This window comes from Pseudomonas sp. MDT1-17 (assembly GCF_054898105.1).
Genome location: NZ_JBUBVM010000001.1, coordinates 3,530,890 through 3,552,323 on the forward strand (window position 1 = coordinate 3,530,890; position 21,434 = coordinate 3,552,323).

The window sequence follows — 21,434 nt, forward strand, 5'->3', positions numbered from 1 at the left end:
ACGGAGTTTCCATGAATCAATCAATGTTCATTGTCTGGCGCGAAAGCGTCGAGGCGCTGCTGGTGATCGGCATTCTTCAGGCCTGGGCCAGCCAGCAAAGCCAAGGGAGTCGCCTGCTCAAATACCTGTGGGCAGGTGTGGTGCTGGGGTTGATGCTCTCGGGCCTGCTCGCTGTGCTGATTCTGTTTGCCGGTGAGGCCATGAGCGGCTCAGCCAGTGAATGGTTCCAGGCCGCACTCGCGCTGGTTGCCAGCCTGCTGATGGTGCAGATGGTCGGCTGGATGCACCGTCACGGGCGCACGCTCAAGCACGATTTGCAACGACACGCCGATAGCCACCTGGCCCGGCGAGGTGGCGCAGGCCTGTTACTGCTGGCCATGCTCGCCGTCAGCCGTGAAGGCAGTGAAACGGTGGTCTTTCTCTATGGCGCCGGTGCTCAGTTACGAGGTCCGCAGCTTGGTTTGTTTGCCGTCGGCGGTGGATTGGGATTGGTGCTGTCAGTGCTGACGATTGCGCTGCTGCACAGCAGTCGCCGGTTTATTTCGTGGCAGCGATTCTTTGCCATCAGCGAAGCTGTTTTGCTGATGCTCGGGGCGGCATTGTTGGTCAACGGCACCGAGCGAATCGGCGGTCAATTACTCGCCCTGGATTTACCGGAGGTGGTCTACAGCCTCGTTGGCGAGGCGCTTTGGGATAGCAGCGCAGTACTCAGCGACAGCCATGGTTTGGGTGGTTTTCTTGCCGGTTTTGCTGGTTATCGCGCGACGCCCAGTGGCATGACGTTACTGGTGCTGGCAGGTTATTGCCTGGCTGTGGGCGGTTGGCTGCGCCAGCGTGCTGCGGAAAAAGTCCCATGCCTGAGCTGAGTCGTCGCAATCGATGGCTGCAGCGCCTGGGCGATGGAATGCGTCGCCATGCGCCGGTCATTCGTGCGGTGCAGTGGGCCGTTGTACTGTTCTATGCGTTGCTGTTGGTGACCCCAGCGCTGTTGCCGCTCCCGGACAGCCAGGCACGGCTGCTCGATAACCTGACCCTGTTCGCGCAGTTTTTGTTCTGGGGCATTTGGTGGCCGTTCGTGTTGCTGTCGATCGTGCTGTTCGGACGGCTCTGGTGTGGCGTTCTCTGTCCGGAAGGTTCACTCAGCGAATGGGCCAGCCATTACGGCAAAGGTTTGGGTGTACCGCGCTGGTTGCGCTGGGGTGGCTGGCCAACCCTGGCGTTTTGCCTGACGACCCTCTACGGCCAATTGATCAGCGTCTACGACTACGCCCAGGCGGCGCTGTTGATTCTGGGCGGCTCGACCGTCGCCGCGGTCGTCGTCGGGTTGCTGTTCGCCCGGGGCAAGCGCGTCTGGTGCCGTTACCTGTGCCCGGTCAGCGGCGTCTTCGCCCTGCTCGCCCGCCTTGCCCCCGTGCATTTTCAAGTCGACGAACAACGCTGGATGGAAAATACCGCGCTGCGCCTTCCGCCTCCCAACTGCGCGCCCTTGCTCGATATCCGTCGTATGCAAGGCGCCAGTGACTGCCACGCCTGCGGACGCTGCAGCGGCCAACGCGGTGCGGTTCAGCTGATCGCCCGCTCCAGCAACCAAGAGATTCTTCACGCAACGGGGCAGACTCTTTCACCGTGGGACGCGCGCTTATTGCTGTTCGGTGTGATCGGCCTGGCCATGGGCGCTTTCCAGTGGACGGTCAGCCCATGGTTCGTCGCCCTCAAACAAACCCTCGCCCAATGGCTGGTCGAGCACGACCAACTCTGGGCCCTGCAGGATAACGCGCCCTGGTGGCTGCTCACCCATTACCCGCAGCTCAACGACAGCTTCAGCTGGCTCGACGGTTTCAGCATCGTCGCTTACTTGAGTTTGAGTTCGATGGTGTTGGGCACGGCGTTGATGATCCTTCTGCGCCTGACGGCTCGACTGGCACACAATCGCGCACTGTATTGGCCCCTGGCACTGACCCTCACGCCTTTGGGTGGTGCCGGATTGTTTCTCGGACTGTCGGCCACGACGGTGAAATTGCTGCGCTACGAAGGTCTGCTGCTGGAGTGGGTACAACCGACCAGGGCCTGCCTGTTAATGGCCGCGATGGGCTGGAGCCTGCTGCTAGGTTGGAAACGACTGGACCGCGAAGGCATTTCCCGTGCTCGACGCTGCGCTGGCAGCACTTGCCTGTTACTCGCCATCGGCTTGGTAGGGTTTGGCTGGTGGTTGCAATTCTGGGGCTGGGCCTGAGTACTTCAGCGCCCTCCTGCAACCACCCACCCGAACACTCAGACTTTAAAACGTGCCACTGTCTGGTGCAGCGCCCCTGCCATCTGCGCTAATTCGTGGCCGGCGGTGTGGGTATGTTGAGCGCCTAGCAAGACCTGCTCGGACAAGTTACGAATACCCATCAGATTGCGATCCACCTCCCGCGCCACCAATGCCTGCTCCTCCGTGGCGCTGGCAATCATCATGTTGCGCTCGTTGATCTGCGAGATCGACCGAGTGATTTCGTCCAGTGCATCGCCCGACCGTTGCGCCACTTCAAGGGTGGCCCGAACCAGGTTACTGCTGCTTTGCATGGCAGTCACCGCATGGCTGGTGTCGAGACGAATGTTGCCAATCATCTGCTCGATCTCCTGGGTGGACTCTTGAGTGCGATGCGCCAGGGCGCGCACTTCATCGGCGACCACGGCAAAACCACGTCCGGCGTCCCCAGCACGGGCCGCTTCAATGGCCGCGTTGAGGGCCAGCAAATTGGTCTGCTCGGCGATGCTGCGAATCACGTCCAGCACCTTGCTGATGTCCTGCACCCGGCCCGCCAATTGCTCGATGCGTTGTGAGGTGTCGGTGACGCCATCGGCCAGTGCGCCGATTGAAACCACGGTTTCCTGAACCTGCTCGCGCCCGCGCTGTGCGGTTTGCTCGGACTGCCGGGAAGCCTCCGAGGTGCTCACCGCATTGCGCGCCACCTCGTCGACCGCAGCGGTCATCTGGTTCACAGCGGTAGCCGCCTGCTCGATCTCCAGACCCTGCAATTGCAGATTGCTGCTGGTCTGGCTGCTGACCGTACTCAGTTCTTCGGAAGAACTGGCCACCTGGTCAACCGAGTTCGCGATGTGCCTGACCATGGCATTCAGACTTTGCTGCATCTGATGCATATTCATCATCACGCTGCCGCCGACACTTGAGTTCACGGGCACCTGAATCGTCAGGTCGCCCTGAGCGATTTGACTCAAAAAACGTGCGGCATCATCCGGCTCGCCACCCAGTGGCCGGGTCACACTGCGCGTGACGATCACCGCGGCGGCGATGACCAGCGCCACACAGAACACAAACAACCCGAGCATATTGCGCCGGGCATCGCTGTACAGTGCCTGCGCCGCCTGTTCTCGGTCGGCGAATATTTTCCCTTGCAGCGCCATCAGCTCATCCAGGCTTCTATAAACCTGGTGTTCAGCCGGGACGACCTTTTGCTTGAGCTGCGCCATGGCGTCATCGAAGGCCCCTTGCCTGATCAACACCTGCACTTGGGTGAACGCAGCGACATAGACCTCGCGATTCTTTTTCAGGGCGGCGTAAGCGGCTTTGCCTTCTGGCAAATAGAACAGCGGCTCAAGCGTTTCGAGCGCCTGAGTGATGCGTTTCTTGGTGGTGTCGATCGACTGTTGCACTTGCTGATTGTCTTTATCGATCAGCAAATCCCGGGTGTTCCTGGCGTTATCGCGCACGCCGGTGGCAATGATCATGATCGGATCGATCTTAGGCCAGTCCTGCTTGACGATAACCACCGCCTGTTCCTTGAGCGTTGCCAGATCGTGCAACGCGTAAAACGCCATGCCCATCAATGCCAGCGGCGCAATTGCAAAGCCGATGACAATACGGTGTGCCGTGCTTAATTTGGCCATATCAAATGCTCCCCGTTTGATACCTGCCAGAAAGGCAGCGCATTTGAAAACCTGATGATGGATGTCACTGCTAAACGTTATTCCGCAGGCTCGGCTACCCCCGTAGCACGAAGGCTGGAAACAGCTCGCGCATCGCTTCCCATAAGTCAGGTAGCAAGGCTTGTGCCGAAATGCTTGGCAGCAGCGGATCGAACATCCGCTCGGTGCGCACCAGTTGCACGGCGAAACGTTTGACGCCGAGCTCGTTCAGACGCTGTGCCAGGATCAACAAACGCGCAGGCTCGAACAGATGCCAATGCACGGTGGTCCGACATTCGTAGTCGACACCGCTGGCGAGCAGATGCTCGAGGCTGCGCCAGTTGGCGGTTCCGCTACCCTCGACCCGAGTGATGGCCTGGCAATCCTCGGGCAACGCCTTCACATCGAAGCCGACCCAGTCGGCCCCGGTCAGTGCCTTGGCGAACGCTGCGGGTTTAATGCCGGCACTGTGTAAACCGATGCGAAATCCCATCGCCCGCACCTCATCCATGGCGCCAAGCAAACCATCCTGCAAGGTGGGCTCACCACCACTGAACACCACGGCATCGAGCAGGTCCTGACGCCGTTGCAGAAACGCCAACACCCGCCGCCAATCCACTTCGTCTGTGCCTCGAGGCGGGATCAACTGCGGGTTGTGGCAGTAACGACAACGCCAGGCGCAACCCTGGCAAAACAGCACGCAGGCAAGCAGTCCCGGGTAGTCGATAGTGGTCAGGGGCACCATGCCCCCGACCCGAAGCGTTCGACTCATTGGCGCCCGGCCAGCGCCGCGCTTTCAGTGAAGTGCACCCGCTCGCGGTGCTCCGACTGTTTACCCGGATTGAACGCCGACACAGGACGGTGATAGCCCATCACCCGAGTCCAGACTTCGCAGCGTTGACGTTGAGCCTGGGGCAGTGTTTGCGATGCAGTCATGGTGAAGCTCCTTGCAGTTGAGTGGATCGAAATCAATGAACGGTGCCGAGCTTCTGTTCTCGCAGCAGCAGTGCTTCGTCGCACTTGGGGCAGAACTCATGCTCGCCATCGAGGTAGCCGTGCACCGGGCAGATGGAGAACGTCGGGGTCACGGTCAGGTAAGGCAGGCGGAAGCGGCCAAGGGCCTTGCGCACCAGTTGCTTGCAGGCCTCGGTCGAAGAAATCCGCTCGGCCATGTACAGGTGCAAGACCGTGCCGCCGGTGTATTTGCATTGCAGCTCGTCTTGAAGTTCCAGCGCCTCGAAAGGGTCTTCGGTGTAGCCCACGGGCAGTTGCGAGGAGTTGGTGTAATACGGCGCTTGCATGCTGCCAGCCTGGAGAATGTCGGGGTAGCGCTTGAGGTCTTCCTTGGCGAAGCGGTAGGTCGTGCCCTCGGCGGGCGTCGCTTCCAGGTTGTACATATGGCCGGTTTCTTCTTGAAAACGCAGCAGCGTGCTGCGCACATGGTCCAGCATTTTCAGGGCAAACTGCCGACCTTGTTCGGTGTGCATGCCCTCCTCGTCGCCGGTGAAATTGCGCAGCATTTCATGCATGCCGTTGAGGCCGATGGTGGAAAAATGGTTGCGCAGAGTTCCCAGATAGCGCTTGGTGTACGGGTACAAACCGGCATCCATGTGGTGCTGAATGACCTTGCGCTTGACCTCCAGGCTTTCCATCGCCAGTTCCATCAGCGTGTCCAGGCGCTGCAGCAATCCGCTGGTATCACCTTTGAACACATAGCCCAGCCGCGCGCAGTTGATGGTCACCACGCCGAGCGATCCGGTCTGTTCCGCCGAGCCGAACAACCCGCCGCCACGCTTGAGCAACTCGCGAACATCCAGTTGCAAGCGGCAGCACATCGAGCGCACCTGATTGGGCTGCAGGTCCGAATTGAGAAAGTTCTGGAAGTAAGGCAAGCCGTAACGCGCGGTCATCTCGAACAGACGGTCGGCGTTTTCACTGTCCCACGGAAAGTCATGGGTGATGTTGTAGGTCGGGATCGGAAAGGTGAACACCCGCCCTTTCGCATCGCCGGCCTGCATCACCTCGATGTAGGCACGGTTGAGCAGCTCCATTTCAACTTGCAGATCGCCATAAGCAAACGGCATTTCCTCACCGCCGATGACGGGGATCTGCTCACGCAAATCCTGCGGGCAAACCCAATCGAAGGTCAGGTTGGTGAACGGTGTCTGAGTGCCCCATCGCGAAGGAACGTTGAGGTTGTAGATGAACTCCTGAATCGCTTGGCGCACCTCCTGAAAGCTCAGTTGATCCTTGCGCACATAGGGTGCCAGGTAGGTGTCGAACGAGCTGAACGCCTGGGCGCCGGCCCATTCGTTTTGCAGGGTGCCGAGGAAATTCACCATCTGCCCCAAGGCACTGCTCAAGTGCTTCGGCGGACCGGCTTCGACTCGCCCTGGCACACCGTTAAGCCCTTCGTGCAACAGGGTGCGCAGCGACCAGCCAGCGCAGTAACCGGCGAGCATGTCCAGGTCGTGGACATGCAAATCCGCCTCGCGGTGTGCTTGACCGATGGCTTCGCTGTACACCTCGTCCAGCCAGTAATTGGCGGTGACCTTGCCCGACACATTCAACACCAGACCGCCCAGGGAATAGCCCTGATTAGCGTTGGCCTGGACCCGCCAGTCTTCACGGTCCAGGTATTCGTTCATTGAGGTCGCCACCTCGACCAACGTCCGGCGGTCGCGGCGCAAGCGCCCGTGCTGTTCGCGGTATACGATGTAAGCGCGCATGGCGAGGAAAAATCCGGCGTCCATCAGCACGCGTTCGACACGGTCCTGGATTTGTTCGACATTCAGCCTCGGCAACCCTTCCAGCCTGACCAATACCGCGTGAAGCAACCCTTCGACCTCAACCTCGCTGTACTCCCCCGTCGCCTTGCCGGCGGCGATCAACGCCTGACGAATTTTGTCGGCATCGAAGGCGACCTGGCTGCCATCGCGTTTGTGCAAGCGGTTACATCCTACTGCGATCAGCGTGCTCTGCATTCGTCCTCCAGACACTACATATAGATGTTTAGTTGAAACTAAGCACAACATGCAGTGAAGGCTACGGACATTGTAATGATCTGCAATTGATCGATATCAAGATTTGCCGGCGAAAAAAAATGCCTGAAGGGAAACGAAAACCAATGTGGGAGCGAGCCTGCTCGCGAAAGCGGTTGAACATTCAACATTGATGTTGAATATGCTGCCTTCTTCGCGAGCAGGCTCGCTCCCACATTGGATTTGTTTTGTTTGATGAACCGAGTAGGTCAGTTCAACCACCACTCATGTTCATGAAACGCACAATCTGCACCTCCCCGTCGGGGCTGAAATCATGGCGCAGTGGTTTGCCGCGCAGCGCTCTCTGGATCGCGTTGATCAACGGCTGGTCATCCAGCGGATAACGCCGCAGCAATCCGCGCAGATCCAGGGCATCGTCCTGGCCCAGACACAGCAACAGCTTCCCTTCAACGGTCATCCGCACCCGGTTGCAGCTGCCGCAGAAGTTGTGGCTGTTGGGCGAAATGAAGCCGATCCGGGTCTCGGGATGGCGTTCCAGACGTACATAGCGCGCCGGGCCGCCACTGTTTTCGGTGCTGTCGAGCAACCGATGCTGGCTGGCGATAAGCGTGCGCACTTCGTCGCTGGAACAGAACGATTCGCCCCGGGAACGACCGACGTCGCCCAAGGGCATTTCTTCGATAAAACTGATGTCGATGCGCTGATCAATCGCGTATTGCACCAACGCCGGGACTTCATCGAAGTTGCGTCCTTTCATCACCACGCAGTTGAGTTTGATCCGCTCGAAGCCCGCATCGCGCGCCGCTTCGATGCCGTTGAGCACCTGATCGAGATCGCCGTTACGGGTGATCGCCCGAAACTTCTGCCCGTCCAGGCTATCGAGGCTGATGTTCATCCGTTTGACCCCGGCGTCGACCAACGGCCGGGCCAGACGGCCCAGTTGCGAGCCGTTGCTGGTCATCACCAGTTCGCGCAAACCGGGTAAGGCGGCGATGTTGCGGCACAGTCCGACAATGCCGGGACGGATCAGCGGCTCGCCGCCGGTCAGACGGATTTTACGTACACCCAGGCCAACGAACAGCGTCGCCAAACGCTGCAATTCCTCCAGCGTGAGCACCTGCTGACGCGGCAGGAAGGTCATGTTTTTCGCCATGCAATACACGCAACGAAAATCACACCGGTCCGTCACCGACATCCGCAGATAATCGATCTGCCGCCCAAAACCATCCTGCATCACAACGTTCATCACTTCTCCCGGTTTGCCCAATGCTCACTGCACCAGCGGTGAGTCGGCACCCTGTAAGTGGATGCCGCGAATATCCGCCGCTCCGATCAGGGTTTGCAGGTATTGCACCAGCGCTTTCTGCCACACGCCTTGCTGCAATTGCGTGCGGATCGCCGTCGACACCACTTCATAGGGCAACGGCATGCCTTCGATCCGTTGATCGACACTGATCACATGCCAGCCGTAACGGCTTTCCAGTGGTTTGCTGGTCAGGCCCGGTGCCAGGGTGAACAGCTGACGTTCCAGTTCGGGCACGGTCTGGCCCTTGCTGATTTGTCCCAAAGAACCGCCTTGAGCCTTCGACGGGCAGGCCGAATACTTCACGGCCAGCTCGGCAAAACTACCGGGGAATTCTTCCAGGCGCTGCAGCAGGATTTGTGCCTGATCATGCGCCAGCTCCCGGGCCTCGACATCGTCCGGTGCACATTCGAGCAAGATGTGCCGCACCGCCAGCAACGGCGCGCTGTGGAAGCGCCCGCGATTGCTTTCGTAGTAACGCAGACTGGTTTCCTCGTCGCACTGAGGCACTTTTACCTCACGCTCAAGCAGCAAGCGCGTGGCCGCTTCTTCTTCGTTCTCACCGGCGCCGATCTCCAGCGACACACCGAGTTCGGTGATGCGCTGCTGCAACAACTCGCGGATCACCAGTGCCCTAGCGGCCAGATACACCGCTTCCTCACGGCTTTCGGCCGGGTGATATTGCAGCTCCTGAGCCATCGCCTCCGGGGTGATCGACACCTCGTTGACGCTGATGATCGGCCACTCCTGTTCACTGCTGGCGATCAACTGCGCCGGAGCGTCATCGTCAGCCGCGGACTCAACCGGCAGCGCTTCAAACTGCGCCTCTGCGACCGGCGCGATGTCGAGAACGTCCTGCGCTTTTTTTGAAGAACCGCAGCCACCGCTGCCCCCATTACCGCCACCACATCCACATCCACCTGACATGATTGTCTCCTCAGTACTTCTGACGAACGATTTGATAACGACGTCCCAGGTACCAGATCGGTGCACTGATCATGTGTACGAGACGGGTGAAGGGGAACAGCACAAACAGGGTCAATCCGAGAAACACATGCAACTTGTAGGTCAGCCCGACCGGCGCGATGGCCGCCGCCGCTTCCATCGGCCGCAACAGCACGGTGTTCTGCGCCCAATCGGCGAGCATCACCATTACCGAGCCGTCCATGTGCCCGGTGGATGCGACGATGGTCAGCAGACCGAGCAGCAATTGCGCCAGCAGCACCAGCAAAATCAGGATGTCCGAAGGACTGGAGGTGGCGCGTACTCGTGGATCGGTGAGGCGCCGGTTGACCAGCATCAGCAGGCCAATCAGGCACAACAGACCGAAGAACCCGCCGGAAACCATCGCCAGCAACTGCTTGTTCTCAGTGCTGATCACATGGTGATAAATCGACGCTGGGGTCAGCAGGCCGACGAAGTGCCCGGCCAGCACGAACAACACACCGATGTGGAACAAGTTGCTCGCCACGCGCATGCCGCGCTGATTGAGCATCTGGCTCGAACCTGCTTTCCAGCTGTACTGCGACAAATCGAAGCGCGCCCAACTACCGATCAGGCAAACCGCCAGGGCGACATAGGGATAGACCCCGAACAACAAAAGATTCCATTTAGACATTGTCCACCTCCTTGGCTGGCGCGGCGGCCAACCCTTCATGCTGAAAATCCACCCAGTGCAACGGCACCGCGCTTTCTTCCCGGGCCTTGCCCGGCGCGCTTGGCAGCGAACTGCAACGGTCCTGCTGTTCGGCCTGGAGAAAGTCCACGGCCTCCTCTTCCCAGATCTTGTCGAGGGCTTCGAGGGAGTCGTCGCGAGGTTCTGCCGCGACTTGCGCCCGCAGGTCGGCCACCGCTTGATGGGGCTCGGCCCCGGCAATTTGCAGCAGCGCCCGGAAGCAGCTGGCATAGGCGCTTTCGCGCTCTTCCAGACGCGCCGCGAGCAAGGCCAGCAGGTGCGAAACATCCGCCAGGCCCTCGCGGGCCTCAATGTCTTCGCGGGTAGAAAGGAACTCCAGGTACAGCGGGATATAGTCCGGCAGCTCCTTGACGCCGATGGCAAAACCGGCGGCTTCGTATTGCGCCATCATGTCGACCATCGCCTGGCCACGGTCGCGGGATTCACCGTGCACATGCTCGAACAACAGCAGTGACAGCGAGCGCCCCCGGCCAAACAGCGCACCGTAGTGCTCCTGCCCGTCCATCAGATCATTGGCGCAGATCAGCTCGAGCAATTCGAACAATGCACCGCGCTGCGTCGGGCTGATTTCCCGTGACTGGATGATCGCTTGCTCCAGCTCGTCGCGACCGCCAATCAGCGCCTCGGTCGGGTAATCGAGCAGCAGTGAAATCACTTTGAGAATTTGCATGCTCATTCCTCCCACAACTGGACGGTTTTCAGGATGTCGCGGCGGTTGGCTTTCTTGGCGCCGAACATGTTGGTGTCGGAGCTGCCACTGCAGCCGCTGCCGAAACTGAAGCCGCACCCGGAACGCTCGGCGAAGGCGTCGCTCATGGCGTCTTCACGGTGGGCACTCGGCACCACGAAACGGTCTTCATAGTTGGCGATCGCCAGGTAGCGATACATCTCCTCGACCTGAGCCACGCTGAGGCCGACATCCTCCAGTACTTGCAGGTCCTGAACGCCGTCGACTTGCTCGGAACGTTTGTAGGCGCGCATCGCCAGCAAGCGTTTCAGCGCACGCTTGACCGGTTTTTCATCGCCCGCCGTCAACAGGTTGGCCAGGTACTTCAATGGAATGCGCAGGCTGTCGACGTCCGGGATCACCCCGTTCATGCCCACGGTGCCAGCGGTGGCCGCGTTCTGGATCGGCGACAGCGGCGGTACGTACCAAACCATCGGCAAGGTGCGGTATTCCGGGTGCAGCGGCAGTGCGAGTTTCCAGTCCACGGCCATTTTGTAGACCGGCGAACGTTGCGCGGAGTCGATCACCGATTGCGGGACGCCATCTTCCAGAGCCTGACGAATCACCGCCGGGTCATTCGGATCGAGGAAGATCTCCAGTTGTTTCTCGTACAGATCCTGCTCATTGGCGGTGCTCGCCACTTCGCTGATGCGGTCGGCGTCATACAGCAACACACCGAGGTATCGAATGCGCCCGACACAGGTTTCCGCGCACACGGTCGGCAGCCCGGCTTCGATACGCGGGTAGCAGAAGATGCATTTTTCGGACTTTCCGCTTTTCCAGTTGAAATAGATCTTCTTGTACGGGCAGCCGCTGATGCACATCCGCCAGCCACGGCATTTCTCCTGGTCAATCAGGACGATGCCGTCTTCTTCACGCTTGTAGATCGCCCCGCTCGGGCAAGCCGCTGCACACGTCGGGTTGAGGCAGTGCTCGCACAGGCGCGGCAAATACATCATGAAGGTGTTTTCGTATTCGCCGTAAATGTCCGCCTGGATCTTGTCGAAGTTCTTGTCCTTGCGGCGCTTGGCGAATTCGGTGCCGAGGATTTCCTCCCAGTTCGGGCCCCACTCGATTTTCTCCATGCGCTTGCCGGAGATCAGCGAACGCGGGCGCGCGGTGGGCTGATGCTCGCCCAGCGGCGCGGTATGCAGGTGCTGGTAGTCGAAGTCGAACGGTTCGTAATAGTCGTCGAGGCTCGGCAGGTCCGGGTTGGCGAAAATGTTCGCCAACACGCGGAATTTACCGCCGATGCGCGGGTTGATCGTGCCGTTGGCATTGCGGATCCAGCCGCCCTTCCACTTGTCCTGGTTTTCCCATTCTTTCGGGTAGCCGATCCCGGGTTTCGATTCGACGTTGTTGAACCAGGCGTATTCCATGCCTTCGCGGCTGGTCCAGACGTTTTTGCAGGTGATCGAACAGGTGTGGCAACCGATGCATTTGTCCAGGTTCAGAACCATGCCGATTTGTGAGCGAATCTTCATCTCAGTTTTCCTCGATATCGGTCGGCAAAGGACGCGGCAGGTCATCGCCGGACGAACCATCGAGCCAGTCGACTTTGGACATTTTGCGCACCACGACAAATTCATCGCGGTTGCAACCGACCGTGCCGTAATAGTTGAAACCGTAGGCTTGCTGGGCGTAGCCGCCGATCATGTGGGTCGGCTTGAGCACAACGCGGGTGACCGAGTTGTGGTGGCCGCCACGGGTCTTGGTGGTTTCCGAACCTGGCACGTTCACGATCCGTTCCTGGGCGTGGTACATCATCACCATGCCGTCCTTGACCCGTTGGCTGACCACCGCGCGGGCGGTCAGTGCACCGTTGATGTTGAAGCACTCGATCCAGTCGTTGTCCTCGATACCGGCGCGTTTCGCATCGTTCTCCGAGAGCCAGACAATCGGCCCGCCCCGGCTGAGGGTGAGCATCAGCAAGTTGTCGCTGTAGGTGCTGTGGATGCCCCATTTCTGGTGCGGGGTGATCCAGTTCAGGACGATTTCGATCTCGCCGTTGCTGCGCTTGCCTTTCACCCCTTCGATGGTGCGGGTGTTGACGGGCGGGCGATAACTCATCAGTTGCTCGCCGAACGCCTGCATCCACGGGTGATCCTGATAGAACTGCTGGCGACCGGTGATGGTGCGCCATGGGATCCCTTCGTGAACGTTGGTGTAGCCGGCGTTGTAGCTGACGTGATCGTCTTCGAGACCCGACCAGGTCGGGCTGGAAATGATCTTGCGCGGCTGTGCCTGAATGTCGCGGAAGCGGATCGCTTCGTGGGCCTTGGACAGCGCCAGGTGGCTGTGATCGATACCGGTGAATTCCGACAGCGCGGCCCAGGCCTTCACGGCAACCTGGCCGTTGGTTTCCGGTGCCAGCGACAGAATCACTTCAGCGGCATCAATCGCGGTGTCGATTTTCGGCCGACCCTGGCTGATACCGGCATCGCCTTCTTTGTGATTGAGTTCACCGAGGAACTTCACTTCGGCTTCGGTGTTCCAGTTGATGCCTTTGCCGCCATTGCCGTGTTTTTCCAGCAATGGCCCGAGGGACGAGAACTGTTTGTAGATGTTCGGGTAGTCACGCTCGACCACATGCAGGTTCGGCGCGTTCTTGCCCGGCTCCGGTGCGACGCCGGCGCTTTTCCAGTCGGTGCCGCCAAACGGTTGGGCCAGTTCGCCGACGCTGTCGTGCATTAGCGGGATGGTCACCAGGTCCTTCTCAACGCCCAGGTGCCCTTCGGACATGCTGGAAAACGCCTTGGCAATGCCTTTGTAGATTTCCCAGTCGGAACGCGATTCCCACGCCGGGTCGATCGCAGCCGACAACGGGTGAATGAACGGGTGCATGTCCGAGGTGTTCATGTCGTCTTTTTCGTACCAAGTCGCCGTCGGCAACACGATGTCGGAATAGACGCAGGTCGAGGACATGCGGAAGTCCAGCGTGGTGACCAGATCGAGCTTGCCGATGGCGCCTTCGTCCACCCATTCGGCTTCTTCTGGTTTGCAGTCGCCGACCTGGCCGATGTCTTCGTTCATCACGCCGTTTTTGGTGCCGAGCAGGTACTTGAGCATGTACTCGTGGCCTTTGCCCGAGGAGCCCAGCAGGTTGGAACGCCAGATAAACATGTTGCGCGGGAAGTTCACCGGGCTGTCCGGCTGTTCGCAGGAGAAGCGCAGCGAACCGTCCTGCAGCGACTTGACCACGTAGTCTTTCGGGTCCATGCCGGCCGCAGCCGCGTCGCGGCAAATGTGCAAAGGGTTAGTGTTGAGTTGCGGTGCGCTGGGCAACCAGCCGGCGCGTTCGGCGCGGATGTTGTAGTCCAGGGCATGCTCGGGGAATTTCGATTTATCGGCCAGCGGCGAGAGCACGTCGTGCATGCTCATCTTCTCGTGGCGCCATTGCGAACTGTGGGCGTAGAAGAAGCTGGTGCCGTTCATTTGCCGTGGTGGGCGGTTCCAGTCCAGGCCGAACGCCAGGGGCAGCCAGCCGCATTGCGGACGGAGTTTTTCCTGACCGACGTAATGCGCCCAACCGCCACCGGTCTGGCCAACACACCCGCAGAGCATGAGCATGTTGATCAGCCCGCGGTAGTTCATGTCCATGTGGTACCAGTGGTTCATCGCCGCGCCGACGATGATCATCGAGCGGCCCTTGGTCTTGTCGGCGTTGTCGGCGAACTCACGGGCGATCTGGATCGCTTTCTCGCGGCTGACGCCGGTGATCTGCTCCTGCCAGGCTGGGGTGCCAGGCACTGAGGCGTCGTCGTAATCCTTAGCGACGTTGTCGCCACCCAAACCGCGATCGATCGCCAGGTTGGCGGCCGACAGGTCGAACACGGTGGCGACTTTGGCTACGCTGCCGTCCGCCAGCACCACGTTATGCACCGGCACGCGGCGGTACTGCACGGCATCGCCGGCCACGTGCTGAAAGTGTTCGTGGGACTCACCGGCAAAATACGGGAACGCCACTTCGGCGACGTCATCGCCGATCAGGCTCAGCTTCAGATCGATCTCACGGCCTTCGCCGCCTTCACGGGGAAGGATGTTCCACTTGCCCTTCTCGCCCCAGCGATAACCGATGGAACCCTGAGGAGACACCAGTTCACCGCTGACATCCAGGGCGATGGTTTTCCATTCCGGGTTGTTTTCCTGGCCGAGGTTGTCGGTCAGGTCACTGGCGCGCAGGAAGCGGTCCGGCTGGTAGCCGGCGCCCGGTGCCTTGTCGACCATTTGTTTGAGTAGCACCAGCACCGGCAAATCGGTGAAGCGCTTGGCGTAATCGGTGAAATAGGCGCTCGGTTTGTCCAGGTGGAATTCTTTGAAGATCACATGGTTGAACGCTTGGGCCAGCGCCGCATCGGTGCCCTGCTTGGGGTTCAGCCACAGATCGGTGAGCTTGGCGACTTCCGAGTAGTCCGGGGTGATCGCGACCGTCTTGGTGCCCTTGTAACGGACTTCGGTAAAGAAGTGCGCATCCGGGGTGCGGGTCTGCGGGACGTTGGAGCCCCAGGCAATGATGTAGTTGGAGTTGTACCAGTCGGCCGATTCCGGCACGTCAGTCTGCTCGCCCCAGACCATCGGCGAGGCCGGTGGCAAGTCGCAGTACCAGTCGTAGAAGCTCAGGCAGGCGCCGCCGATCAGCGACAGGTAACGCGAACCCGCGGCATAGCTGACCATCGACATGGCCGGGATCGGCGAGAAACCGACGATCCGGTCGGGGCCGTACTGCTTGATCGTATAGACGTTGGCCGCGGCGATGATCTCGTTGACTTCCTCCCAGTTGGAGCGAATGAAGCCACCCATGCCGCGCTTGCTTTTATAGGAGTCGGCCTTGGCCTTGTCCTCGACGATGCTGGCCCAGGCTTCGACCGGCGCCATGGTCTGCCGCGCATCGCGCCAGAGTTTGAGCAACGGCTTGCGGATTTTCGGGTACTTGAGCCGGTTGGCGCTGTAGATGTACCAGCTGTAACTGGCACCACGGGGACAGCCACGGGGCTCATGGTTCGGCAGATCGTTACGGGTGCGCGGGTAGTCGGTCTGCTGGGTTTCCCAGGTGATCAGGCCGTTCTTGACGTAAATTTTCCACGAGCACGAGCCGGTGCAGTTCACCCCGTGGGTGGAACGCACGATCTTGTCGTACTGCCAGCGTGAACGGTAGACGTTCTCCCAGTCGCGAGACTCTTTGCGGGTCTCGCCATGACCGTCGGAAAACTCGTTTTGCTTGCGATTGAAAAACTTCAGTTGATCCAGTAAATGACTCACGGTGTAGTCCTCTCAGGCTTGCTGCGGGGTTCTGTGCCCCGCCCACGCAATGGTTGGATTCGGGTCGTCTTAGCAGGGTGTCGCCGCGCCTTTGCGCGCGTACCACCACCAGGTCACCACGATGCAGCTCAGGTAAAAGCCGACGAACATGTAGAAGGCCATCTCGGGGCCGCCGGTCTGGGCCATCGAAGTACCGAAGGATTTGGGAATGAAGAACGCACCGAAGGCGCCCATGGCGGAACTGAAGCCCAGGACGGCGGCCGACTCTTTGCCGGCGTTCTTCAGTGCTTGTTCACGTACGGCGGGTGGTTTGCCGACACAGGCTTTTTCATGCTGTGTGCGGAAGATCACCGGGATCATGCGGAAGGTGGAACCGTTGCCGATGCCTGTGGTAATGAACAGCAGCATGAACATGCCGAGATAGCCGTAGAAGTTGCCGGGCTCACCGTTCTGCGGCAGGAAGTGCATGACGCCGAAGACCATCACGATCATCGCCACGAAGTTCCACAAGGTCACTTTCGCGCCGCCGAGCTTGTCCGCCAGCCAGCCGCCCAACGGGCGTACCAGCGCACCGACCAACGGGCCGAGGAAGGCGAATTTCAAAGCGATGACATCAGGGAATGAGGTTTTGATCAGCAGCGGAAACGCGGCGGAGAAACCGATGAACGAACCGAAAGTCGCCAGGTACAACCAGCACATCAGCCAGTTGTGTTTGCGTTTGAAGATCACCGCCTGTTCGCTGAAGGAAGCGCGGGCACTGGACAGGTCATTCATGCCGAACCAGGCCAGCACCGTCACCAGGACAATAAACGGCACCCAGATGAAGCCGGCGTTCTGCAACCACAACTGACCGCCGTCCGGCAGTGCTTGCGGCGAGCCGCCCATGAAGCCGAACACGCCGAAAGTAATCACCAGCGGCACACAGAACTGCATCACCGAGACACCCAGGTTACCCAGCCCGGCATTGAGGCCAAGGGCTGTGCCCTGTTGCGACTTGGGATAGAAGAAGCTGATGTTGGACATGCTCGAGGCGAAGTTGCCGCCACCAAAACCGCAGAGCAAGGCAATCAACACGAACACGCTGTAGGAGGTGCTCGGGTCCTGCACGGCGAAGCCCATCCAGATCGATGGCAGCAACAGCGACGCAGTGCTCAGGGCGGTCCAGCGACGGCCACCGAAGATCGGCACCATAAAGGAATAGAAGACGCGCAAGGTCGCACCGGACAGCCCCGGCAACGCCGCCAGCCAGAACAGCTGGTCAGTGGTGAAGGTGAAGCCGATGGCGTTCAAACGCACGATCACCGTGCTCCAGACCATCCACACCGCAAAGGCCAGCAGCAGCGCAGGAATGGAAATCCACAAGTTGCGCGTGGCGGTCTGTTTGCCGCTACGCCCCCAGAATGCTGGGTCCTCGGGGCGCCAGTCATGAATGACCGGGCCTTTGTCAGGCTTTTGCAGAACGGACATGTTCTTCTCCTAGGGCAATGCTGGAAATCGGGGATGGGGTCAGCAGCGGTGCTTTACCCAGCACCGGGCTTTTGCGTATTTCGCTGAAGTACATCCAGGTGAGGGAGACCCAGACCACGCCGTACATCAACATGAAGCAGGAAGAGCGCACGCCGGTGAGGTCCACCAGGGCGCCGAACAGGATCGGCAACACGAAACCACCCAGGCCACCCGCGAGGCCGACGATGCCGGACACCGCGCCCATGTTTTTCGGGTAGTCGTTGGCGATGTACTTGAAGACCGAGGCCTTGCCGAACGCGAAGGCGATGCCCATGACGAACAGCAGCACGGTGAACAGCGCGGGATTGAGGCCGATGTGGAAATCCACCGGGCCGTTGATCGTTTGCACTTGCAGTTGGGTTTGGGGATACGAGAGCAGGAACAGGCAGATCCAGCTGACCCACAACACCCACCAGGTCACGCTTTGCGCACCCCAGCGATCCGACATCCAGCCGCCGACGGCACGCAGTACGCCACCGGGAAGGGAAAAACAGGCCGCCAGCAGCGCCGCGCTTTGCAGGCTGAAACCGTATTCCTGCACGTAGTACTTGGTCATCCACAGCGCGAGGGCGACATAACCACCGAAGACGATCGAGTAGTACTGGCAGTAGCGCCACACCGCCGGGTCCTTCAGCGAGCTCAATTGCTCACGCAACGTGGCGCCGGTGGCACTGCGGTGGTCCTTGTTTTCGGCGCTGAAGAACCAGAACAACAGCGCGGTAATAAAGAGGATCGCGCTGAAGACTTTCGGCACCAGCTGCCAGCTGCCGGCGGCGATCAGTGCCGGGGCGAGAAACTTGGTCACCGCAGCCCCGGCGTTACCAGCACCGAAGATGCCCATGGCGAAGCCCTGATTTTCCTTGTCGAACCATTTGGCGACGTAGGCAATCCCGACCGAGAACGAGCCGCCGGCCAGGCCGACGAACAAGCCCAACACCAGGAACTGCCAGTAGGCAGTGGCGTGACTGATCAGGTACAGCGGCGCCACGCAGGCCAGCATCAGCAGGAAGAACACGCTGCGCCCGCCAAAACGGTCGGTCAGCAGACCCAGTGGCAAACGCACCAGCGAGCCGGTCAGTACCGGGGTCGCGGCCAGCAGGCCGAATTGGGTTTCGTTGAGCTGGAGCAGGTCCTTGATCGGCACCCCGAGCACGGCAAACATCATCCAGACCATGAAACACACAGTGAAGGCCAGCGTGCTCATGCCCAGCACCAAGCCTTGTCGTACACGCGGTTGGTTCACAATCCTCTCCAGTCAGTTAGCCATGCCGGCAGACTAGAGAGGCCAACCCCGTAAAAACTTGATCCATGTCAACGAAGCCATAGGGGGCATAGGCCTATGCTTGTGCGGTCTACCTCTAAGGAGGTAGTTCAGGGAAACCCTAAAACCGTTTGTTTATCAGCGCCTTAGGTGTTTTCTCCACGTTTTTTGCTGACTAGGATCAGTCGACAACTCTTTAGAGGTAGCGCGCCCGGGATCGGCGGCAAAACCCCACCCTGGAGCTGCACATGCTCTGTTTTCCTGATTTCTTCCCGGATCAGCACTGATGCTGCGCTGGTTGCGCAGTTCCCTGCCCGCTCGCGCCGGGCTGGCGGTGATCCTGATCGCCGTGCTCGCTCTCGCCAGTTCATTGAGCGCCGGACTGATCGCCTGGTTCAGCCAGGGCGATGCCGCTGCCATCAACACCGCAGGCTCGGTGCGCATGGAGACCTACCACCTGAGCTGGAAACTGGCGGCGGGTGCAACCGCCTCAGACATCGCCGCCGTCACGGACAGCCTGCAAACCCGTCTCACCAGCCAGTCGCTCAAGGCGGTGCTGGAAGATGGCCCGACCGCTGCCCTGCAAATCAGCTATGGGCAAATCCAGCAACAATGGAACGAGGATTTGCGCCCGGCACTGGAGCGCGGCGATGCCGCCTATTTTCAGGCCCAGGCCCTGCCCTTCATTGAACAACTGAACCAGTTCGTCAGCCTGCTGCAGCGCCAAAGCGAACAAAAGCAAGGCTGGCAACAGGTGATCCAGGGCCTGGCCTTGTTCACCACCCTGTTCGTCCTGCTGATTGGGCTCTATGAATTGCAGTACGGGGTCGTCATGCCCTTGAAAGAGTTGGTGGATGCGACCCAGCGCTTTCGCCGCGGCGACTTCAAGGTGCGGGTCAACCATCAGTCCCAGGACGAGCTGGGCCAATTGGCCACAAGCTTCAACGCCATGGCCGAGACGATCGAAGAGTCGCATCGCACGCTGGAGAGTCAGGTCCAGCAAAAAACCCTGAACCTGCAACAAGCCAATGCCGCTCTCGAACTGCTGTACCAAAGCAGCCGCAGCCTGGCCACACGCCTGGCCAATGCCGAAGGCCTGGATGAATTGATTCGACGCTTCCAGCAACGCTTGCCCGGCTTGCGCCTGTCGCTGTGTCTGCAAGGACAATTGCAGGCACCGGCCCAGCAGTTGCTCGCCCTCCACGGCGCGAACATCCGGGAAGTCTGCGCCAGCAGCGACTGCGCCACGTGCCAGAAGCACCATAAGGCCAGTCCACAAACGTTCAGCATCAGTAACCAGGGCAGTGAACTGGGTGAACTCAAGGCACATTTTGTCGACGGGCATCCGACGCAAGCCTGGGAAACCCAGCTGATCCAGGCCCTGGCCAACCTGATCGGCACGTCGCTCTCGCTCAAGCGTCAACGGGAGCAGGATCATCGCCTGCTGTTGCTCGACGAACGCACGATCATTGCCCGCGAGTTGCACGACTCACTGGCCCAGGCCCTGTCCTACATGAAGCTGCAAGTCAGCCGCCTGCAGACCCTGATGCGCCGTGGCGAACCGGTCGAGACCCTGGAAAATGTCACTGCCGAACTGCGCGACGGGCTGAACAATGCCTACCGCCAGCTACGCGAGTTGCTGACCACCTTTCGCTTGCAGATTCACGACGCGGGACTGGTGCACGAACTCAAGGACACCGCCGAGGAGTTCTCCCGTCGCGGGGAATTTCAGGTGCACCTGCACGTCGACGCGCTGGCCTTTCAGCTATCGGCCAGCGAGCAAATCCACATTTTGCAGATCACCCGTGAGGCGCTCTCCAATTGCCTGCGCCATGCCCACGCACAAAACGCCTGGCTCGAACTGCGTCAGGACGGTGAAACCGTCAGGCTCATCGTCGAAGACGACGGTCGCGGGTTCAGCGGCAACGTCGACCAACGCGAACACCATGGCCTGAACATCATGGATGAGCGGGCCCGCAGCTTGCGCGGTCAACTCAAAATAGTTTCCAGGGAGCCGCAAGGCACCCGCGTCCAACTGGAATTCCAACCGGAATTTCTCGGGCAGCAAACAGAAGGTAGCGTCACATGAACCCGTCCCTGCAACACACCATCCTGCTGGTCGACGACCATCCGATGATGCGTCACGGCATTCGCCAGATACTCGAACTCGAAGATGATTTCCTGATCGTCGGCGAAGCCGGCAACGGCGAAGAAGCACTCAGTCTGATCGAGCCGCTGCAACCGGATCTGGTGCTGCTCGATAACAACATGCCGCAGATGAATGGCATTGAAACCCTGCGCCAATTACGGGCAATGCACTACACCGGCAAGGTGCTGCTGTTCACGGTTTCGGACGCTGAAGACGATATTCGCGACGCACTGCGTCTGGATGCCGACGGCTATCTGCTCAAGGACATGGAACCCGAACTGTTGATTCAGTACATTCGAGATGCCTTGAACGGCGCACTGGTGATCAGCCCGGGCCTGACCCAAGTCATGGCCCAGGCGCTGCGCTCACCACAGCGCCAGACCGTGGTGGAACTGACCGAGCGTGAACGTCAAGTGTTGAAAACCATTGCCAGCGGTTTCAGCAACAAGGTCATCGGGCACAAGTTGGGCATCACCGAAGGGACGGTCAAGGTTCACGTCAAGAACCTGCTGCACAAACTCGGCTTGCGCTCGCGGGTCGAGGCGGCGGTGTGGGCCATGGAGCATCTGCGCAATGCAGGCTGACGGGCATCCCTCCTTGGAGGTAGGCCGGCAGAGGCATA

Annotated in this window: 16 protein-coding genes and 1 pseudogene; 4 read left to right on the plus strand and 13 right to left on the minus strand. The window is 60.0% G+C overall.

What is annotated here, in order from left to right; genetic code table 11:
- Positions 1–11 precede the first annotated feature (11 nt).
- Complete coding sequence (locus ACYZTX_RS16410; protein ID WP_462034941.1) at positions 12–866, plus strand: FTR1 family iron permease; 855 nt, start codon at positions 12–14, stop codon at positions 864–866.
- Positions 854–2,233 (plus strand): 4Fe-4S binding protein, encoded by a 1,380-nt coding sequence (locus ACYZTX_RS16415; protein ID WP_462034942.1) that lies wholly within the window; start codon positions 854–856, stop codon positions 2,231–2,233. Before ACYZTX_RS16410 ends, ACYZTX_RS16415 begins: the two co-directional genes overlap by 13 nt.
- A gap of 38 nt (positions 2,234–2,271) precedes the next feature.
- Here ACYZTX_RS16415 and ACYZTX_RS16420 read toward each other — a convergent pair whose 3' ends face one another.
- The 13 genes and pseudogenes from ACYZTX_RS16420 to ACYZTX_RS16480 all read right to left on the minus strand — a co-directional run bounded on the left by ACYZTX_RS16420 (position 2,272) and on the right by ACYZTX_RS16480 (position 18,645).
- Positions 2,272–3,333 (minus strand): methyl-accepting chemotaxis protein, encoded by a 1,062-nt coding sequence (locus ACYZTX_RS16420; RefSeq protein ID WP_462037058.1) that lies wholly within the window; start codon positions 3,331–3,333, stop codon positions 2,272–2,274.
- A 33-nt stretch (positions 3,334–3,366) separates the two neighbouring features.
- A pseudogene (locus tag ACYZTX_RS16425) lies at positions 3,367–3,891 on the minus strand (MCP four helix bundle domain-containing protein); the annotation flags it as partial.
- A gap of 94 nt (positions 3,892–3,985) precedes the next feature.
- Positions 3,986–4,681, minus strand: a complete 696-nt coding sequence (locus ACYZTX_RS16430) for an anaerobic ribonucleoside-triphosphate reductase activating protein (protein ID WP_462034943.1) — start codon at positions 4,679–4,681, stop codon at positions 3,986–3,988.
- Positions 4,678–4,845 (minus strand): anaerobic ribonucleoside-triphosphate reductase, encoded by a 168-nt coding sequence (nrdD, locus tag ACYZTX_RS16435; protein ID WP_017338867.1) that lies wholly within the window; start codon positions 4,843–4,845, stop codon positions 4,678–4,680. Before nrdD ends, ACYZTX_RS16430 begins: the two co-directional genes overlap by 4 nt.
- Before the next feature lie 32 nt (positions 4,846–4,877).
- Positions 4,878–6,893, minus strand: a complete 2,016-nt coding sequence (locus tag ACYZTX_RS16440) for a ribonucleoside triphosphate reductase (protein WP_462034944.1) — start codon at positions 6,891–6,893, stop codon at positions 4,878–4,880.
- 271 nt (positions 6,894–7,164) lie between these two features.
- Positions 7,165–8,157 (minus strand): GTP 3',8-cyclase MoaA, encoded by a 993-nt coding sequence (moaA, locus tag ACYZTX_RS16445; RefSeq protein WP_462034945.1) that lies wholly within the window; start codon positions 8,155–8,157, stop codon positions 7,165–7,167.
- A gap of 24 nt (positions 8,158–8,181) precedes the next feature.
- Positions 8,182–9,141: a peptidylprolyl isomerase gene (locus ACYZTX_RS16450; RefSeq protein ID WP_462034946.1), complete on the minus strand. Its 960-nt coding sequence runs from the start codon at positions 9,139–9,141 to the stop codon at positions 8,182–8,184.
- Positions 9,142–9,151: 10 nt separating this feature from the next.
- Entirely contained in the window at positions 9,152–9,832 is a 681-nt protein-coding gene (gene narI, locus ACYZTX_RS16455; RefSeq protein WP_462034947.1) for a respiratory nitrate reductase subunit gamma, read from the minus strand.
- Complete coding sequence (narJ, locus tag ACYZTX_RS16460) at positions 9,825–10,580, minus strand: nitrate reductase molybdenum cofactor assembly chaperone (protein WP_462034948.1); 756 nt, start codon at positions 10,578–10,580, stop codon at positions 9,825–9,827. The genes narI and narJ overlap by 8 nt, the downstream gene beginning before the upstream one ends.
- Positions 10,581–10,582: 2 nt before the next feature.
- Positions 10,583–12,121: a nitrate reductase subunit beta gene (narH, locus tag ACYZTX_RS16465; RefSeq protein WP_449643735.1), complete on the minus strand. Its 1,539-nt coding sequence runs from the start codon at positions 12,119–12,121 to the stop codon at positions 10,583–10,585.
- A gap of 1 nt (position 12,122) precedes the next feature.
- Positions 12,123–15,896, minus strand: coding sequence for a nitrate reductase subunit alpha (locus ACYZTX_RS16470; RefSeq protein ID WP_462034949.1), 3,774 nt, complete (start codon positions 15,894–15,896; stop codon positions 12,123–12,125).
- A gap of 69 nt (positions 15,897–15,965) precedes the next feature.
- Positions 15,966–17,363 (minus strand): NarK family nitrate/nitrite MFS transporter, encoded by a 1,398-nt coding sequence (locus ACYZTX_RS16475; protein ID WP_462034950.1) that lies wholly within the window; start codon positions 17,361–17,363, stop codon positions 15,966–15,968.
- A complete protein-coding gene (locus ACYZTX_RS16480; protein ID WP_461963557.1) occupies positions 17,341–18,645 on the minus strand; it encodes an MFS transporter in 1,305 nt (434 codons plus the stop codon). Before ACYZTX_RS16480 ends, ACYZTX_RS16475 begins: the two co-directional genes overlap by 23 nt.
- Positions 18,646–18,949: 304 nt before the next feature.
- Between ACYZTX_RS16480 and ACYZTX_RS16485 the strand changes: the two genes are divergently transcribed.
- Positions 18,950–20,752: a HAMP domain-containing protein gene (locus tag ACYZTX_RS16485; protein ID WP_462034951.1), complete on the plus strand. Its 1,803-nt coding sequence runs from the start codon at positions 18,950–18,952 to the stop codon at positions 20,750–20,752.
- Positions 20,749–21,396 carry a two-component system response regulator NarL gene (gene narL, locus ACYZTX_RS16490; protein WP_462034952.1) on the plus strand — a complete coding sequence of 216 codons (648 nt, stop codon included), beginning with the start codon at positions 20,749–20,751 and terminating at the stop codon, positions 21,394–21,396. Before ACYZTX_RS16485 ends, narL begins: the two co-directional genes overlap by 4 nt.
- The last annotated feature ends 38 nt before the right edge of the window (positions 21,397–21,434 follow it).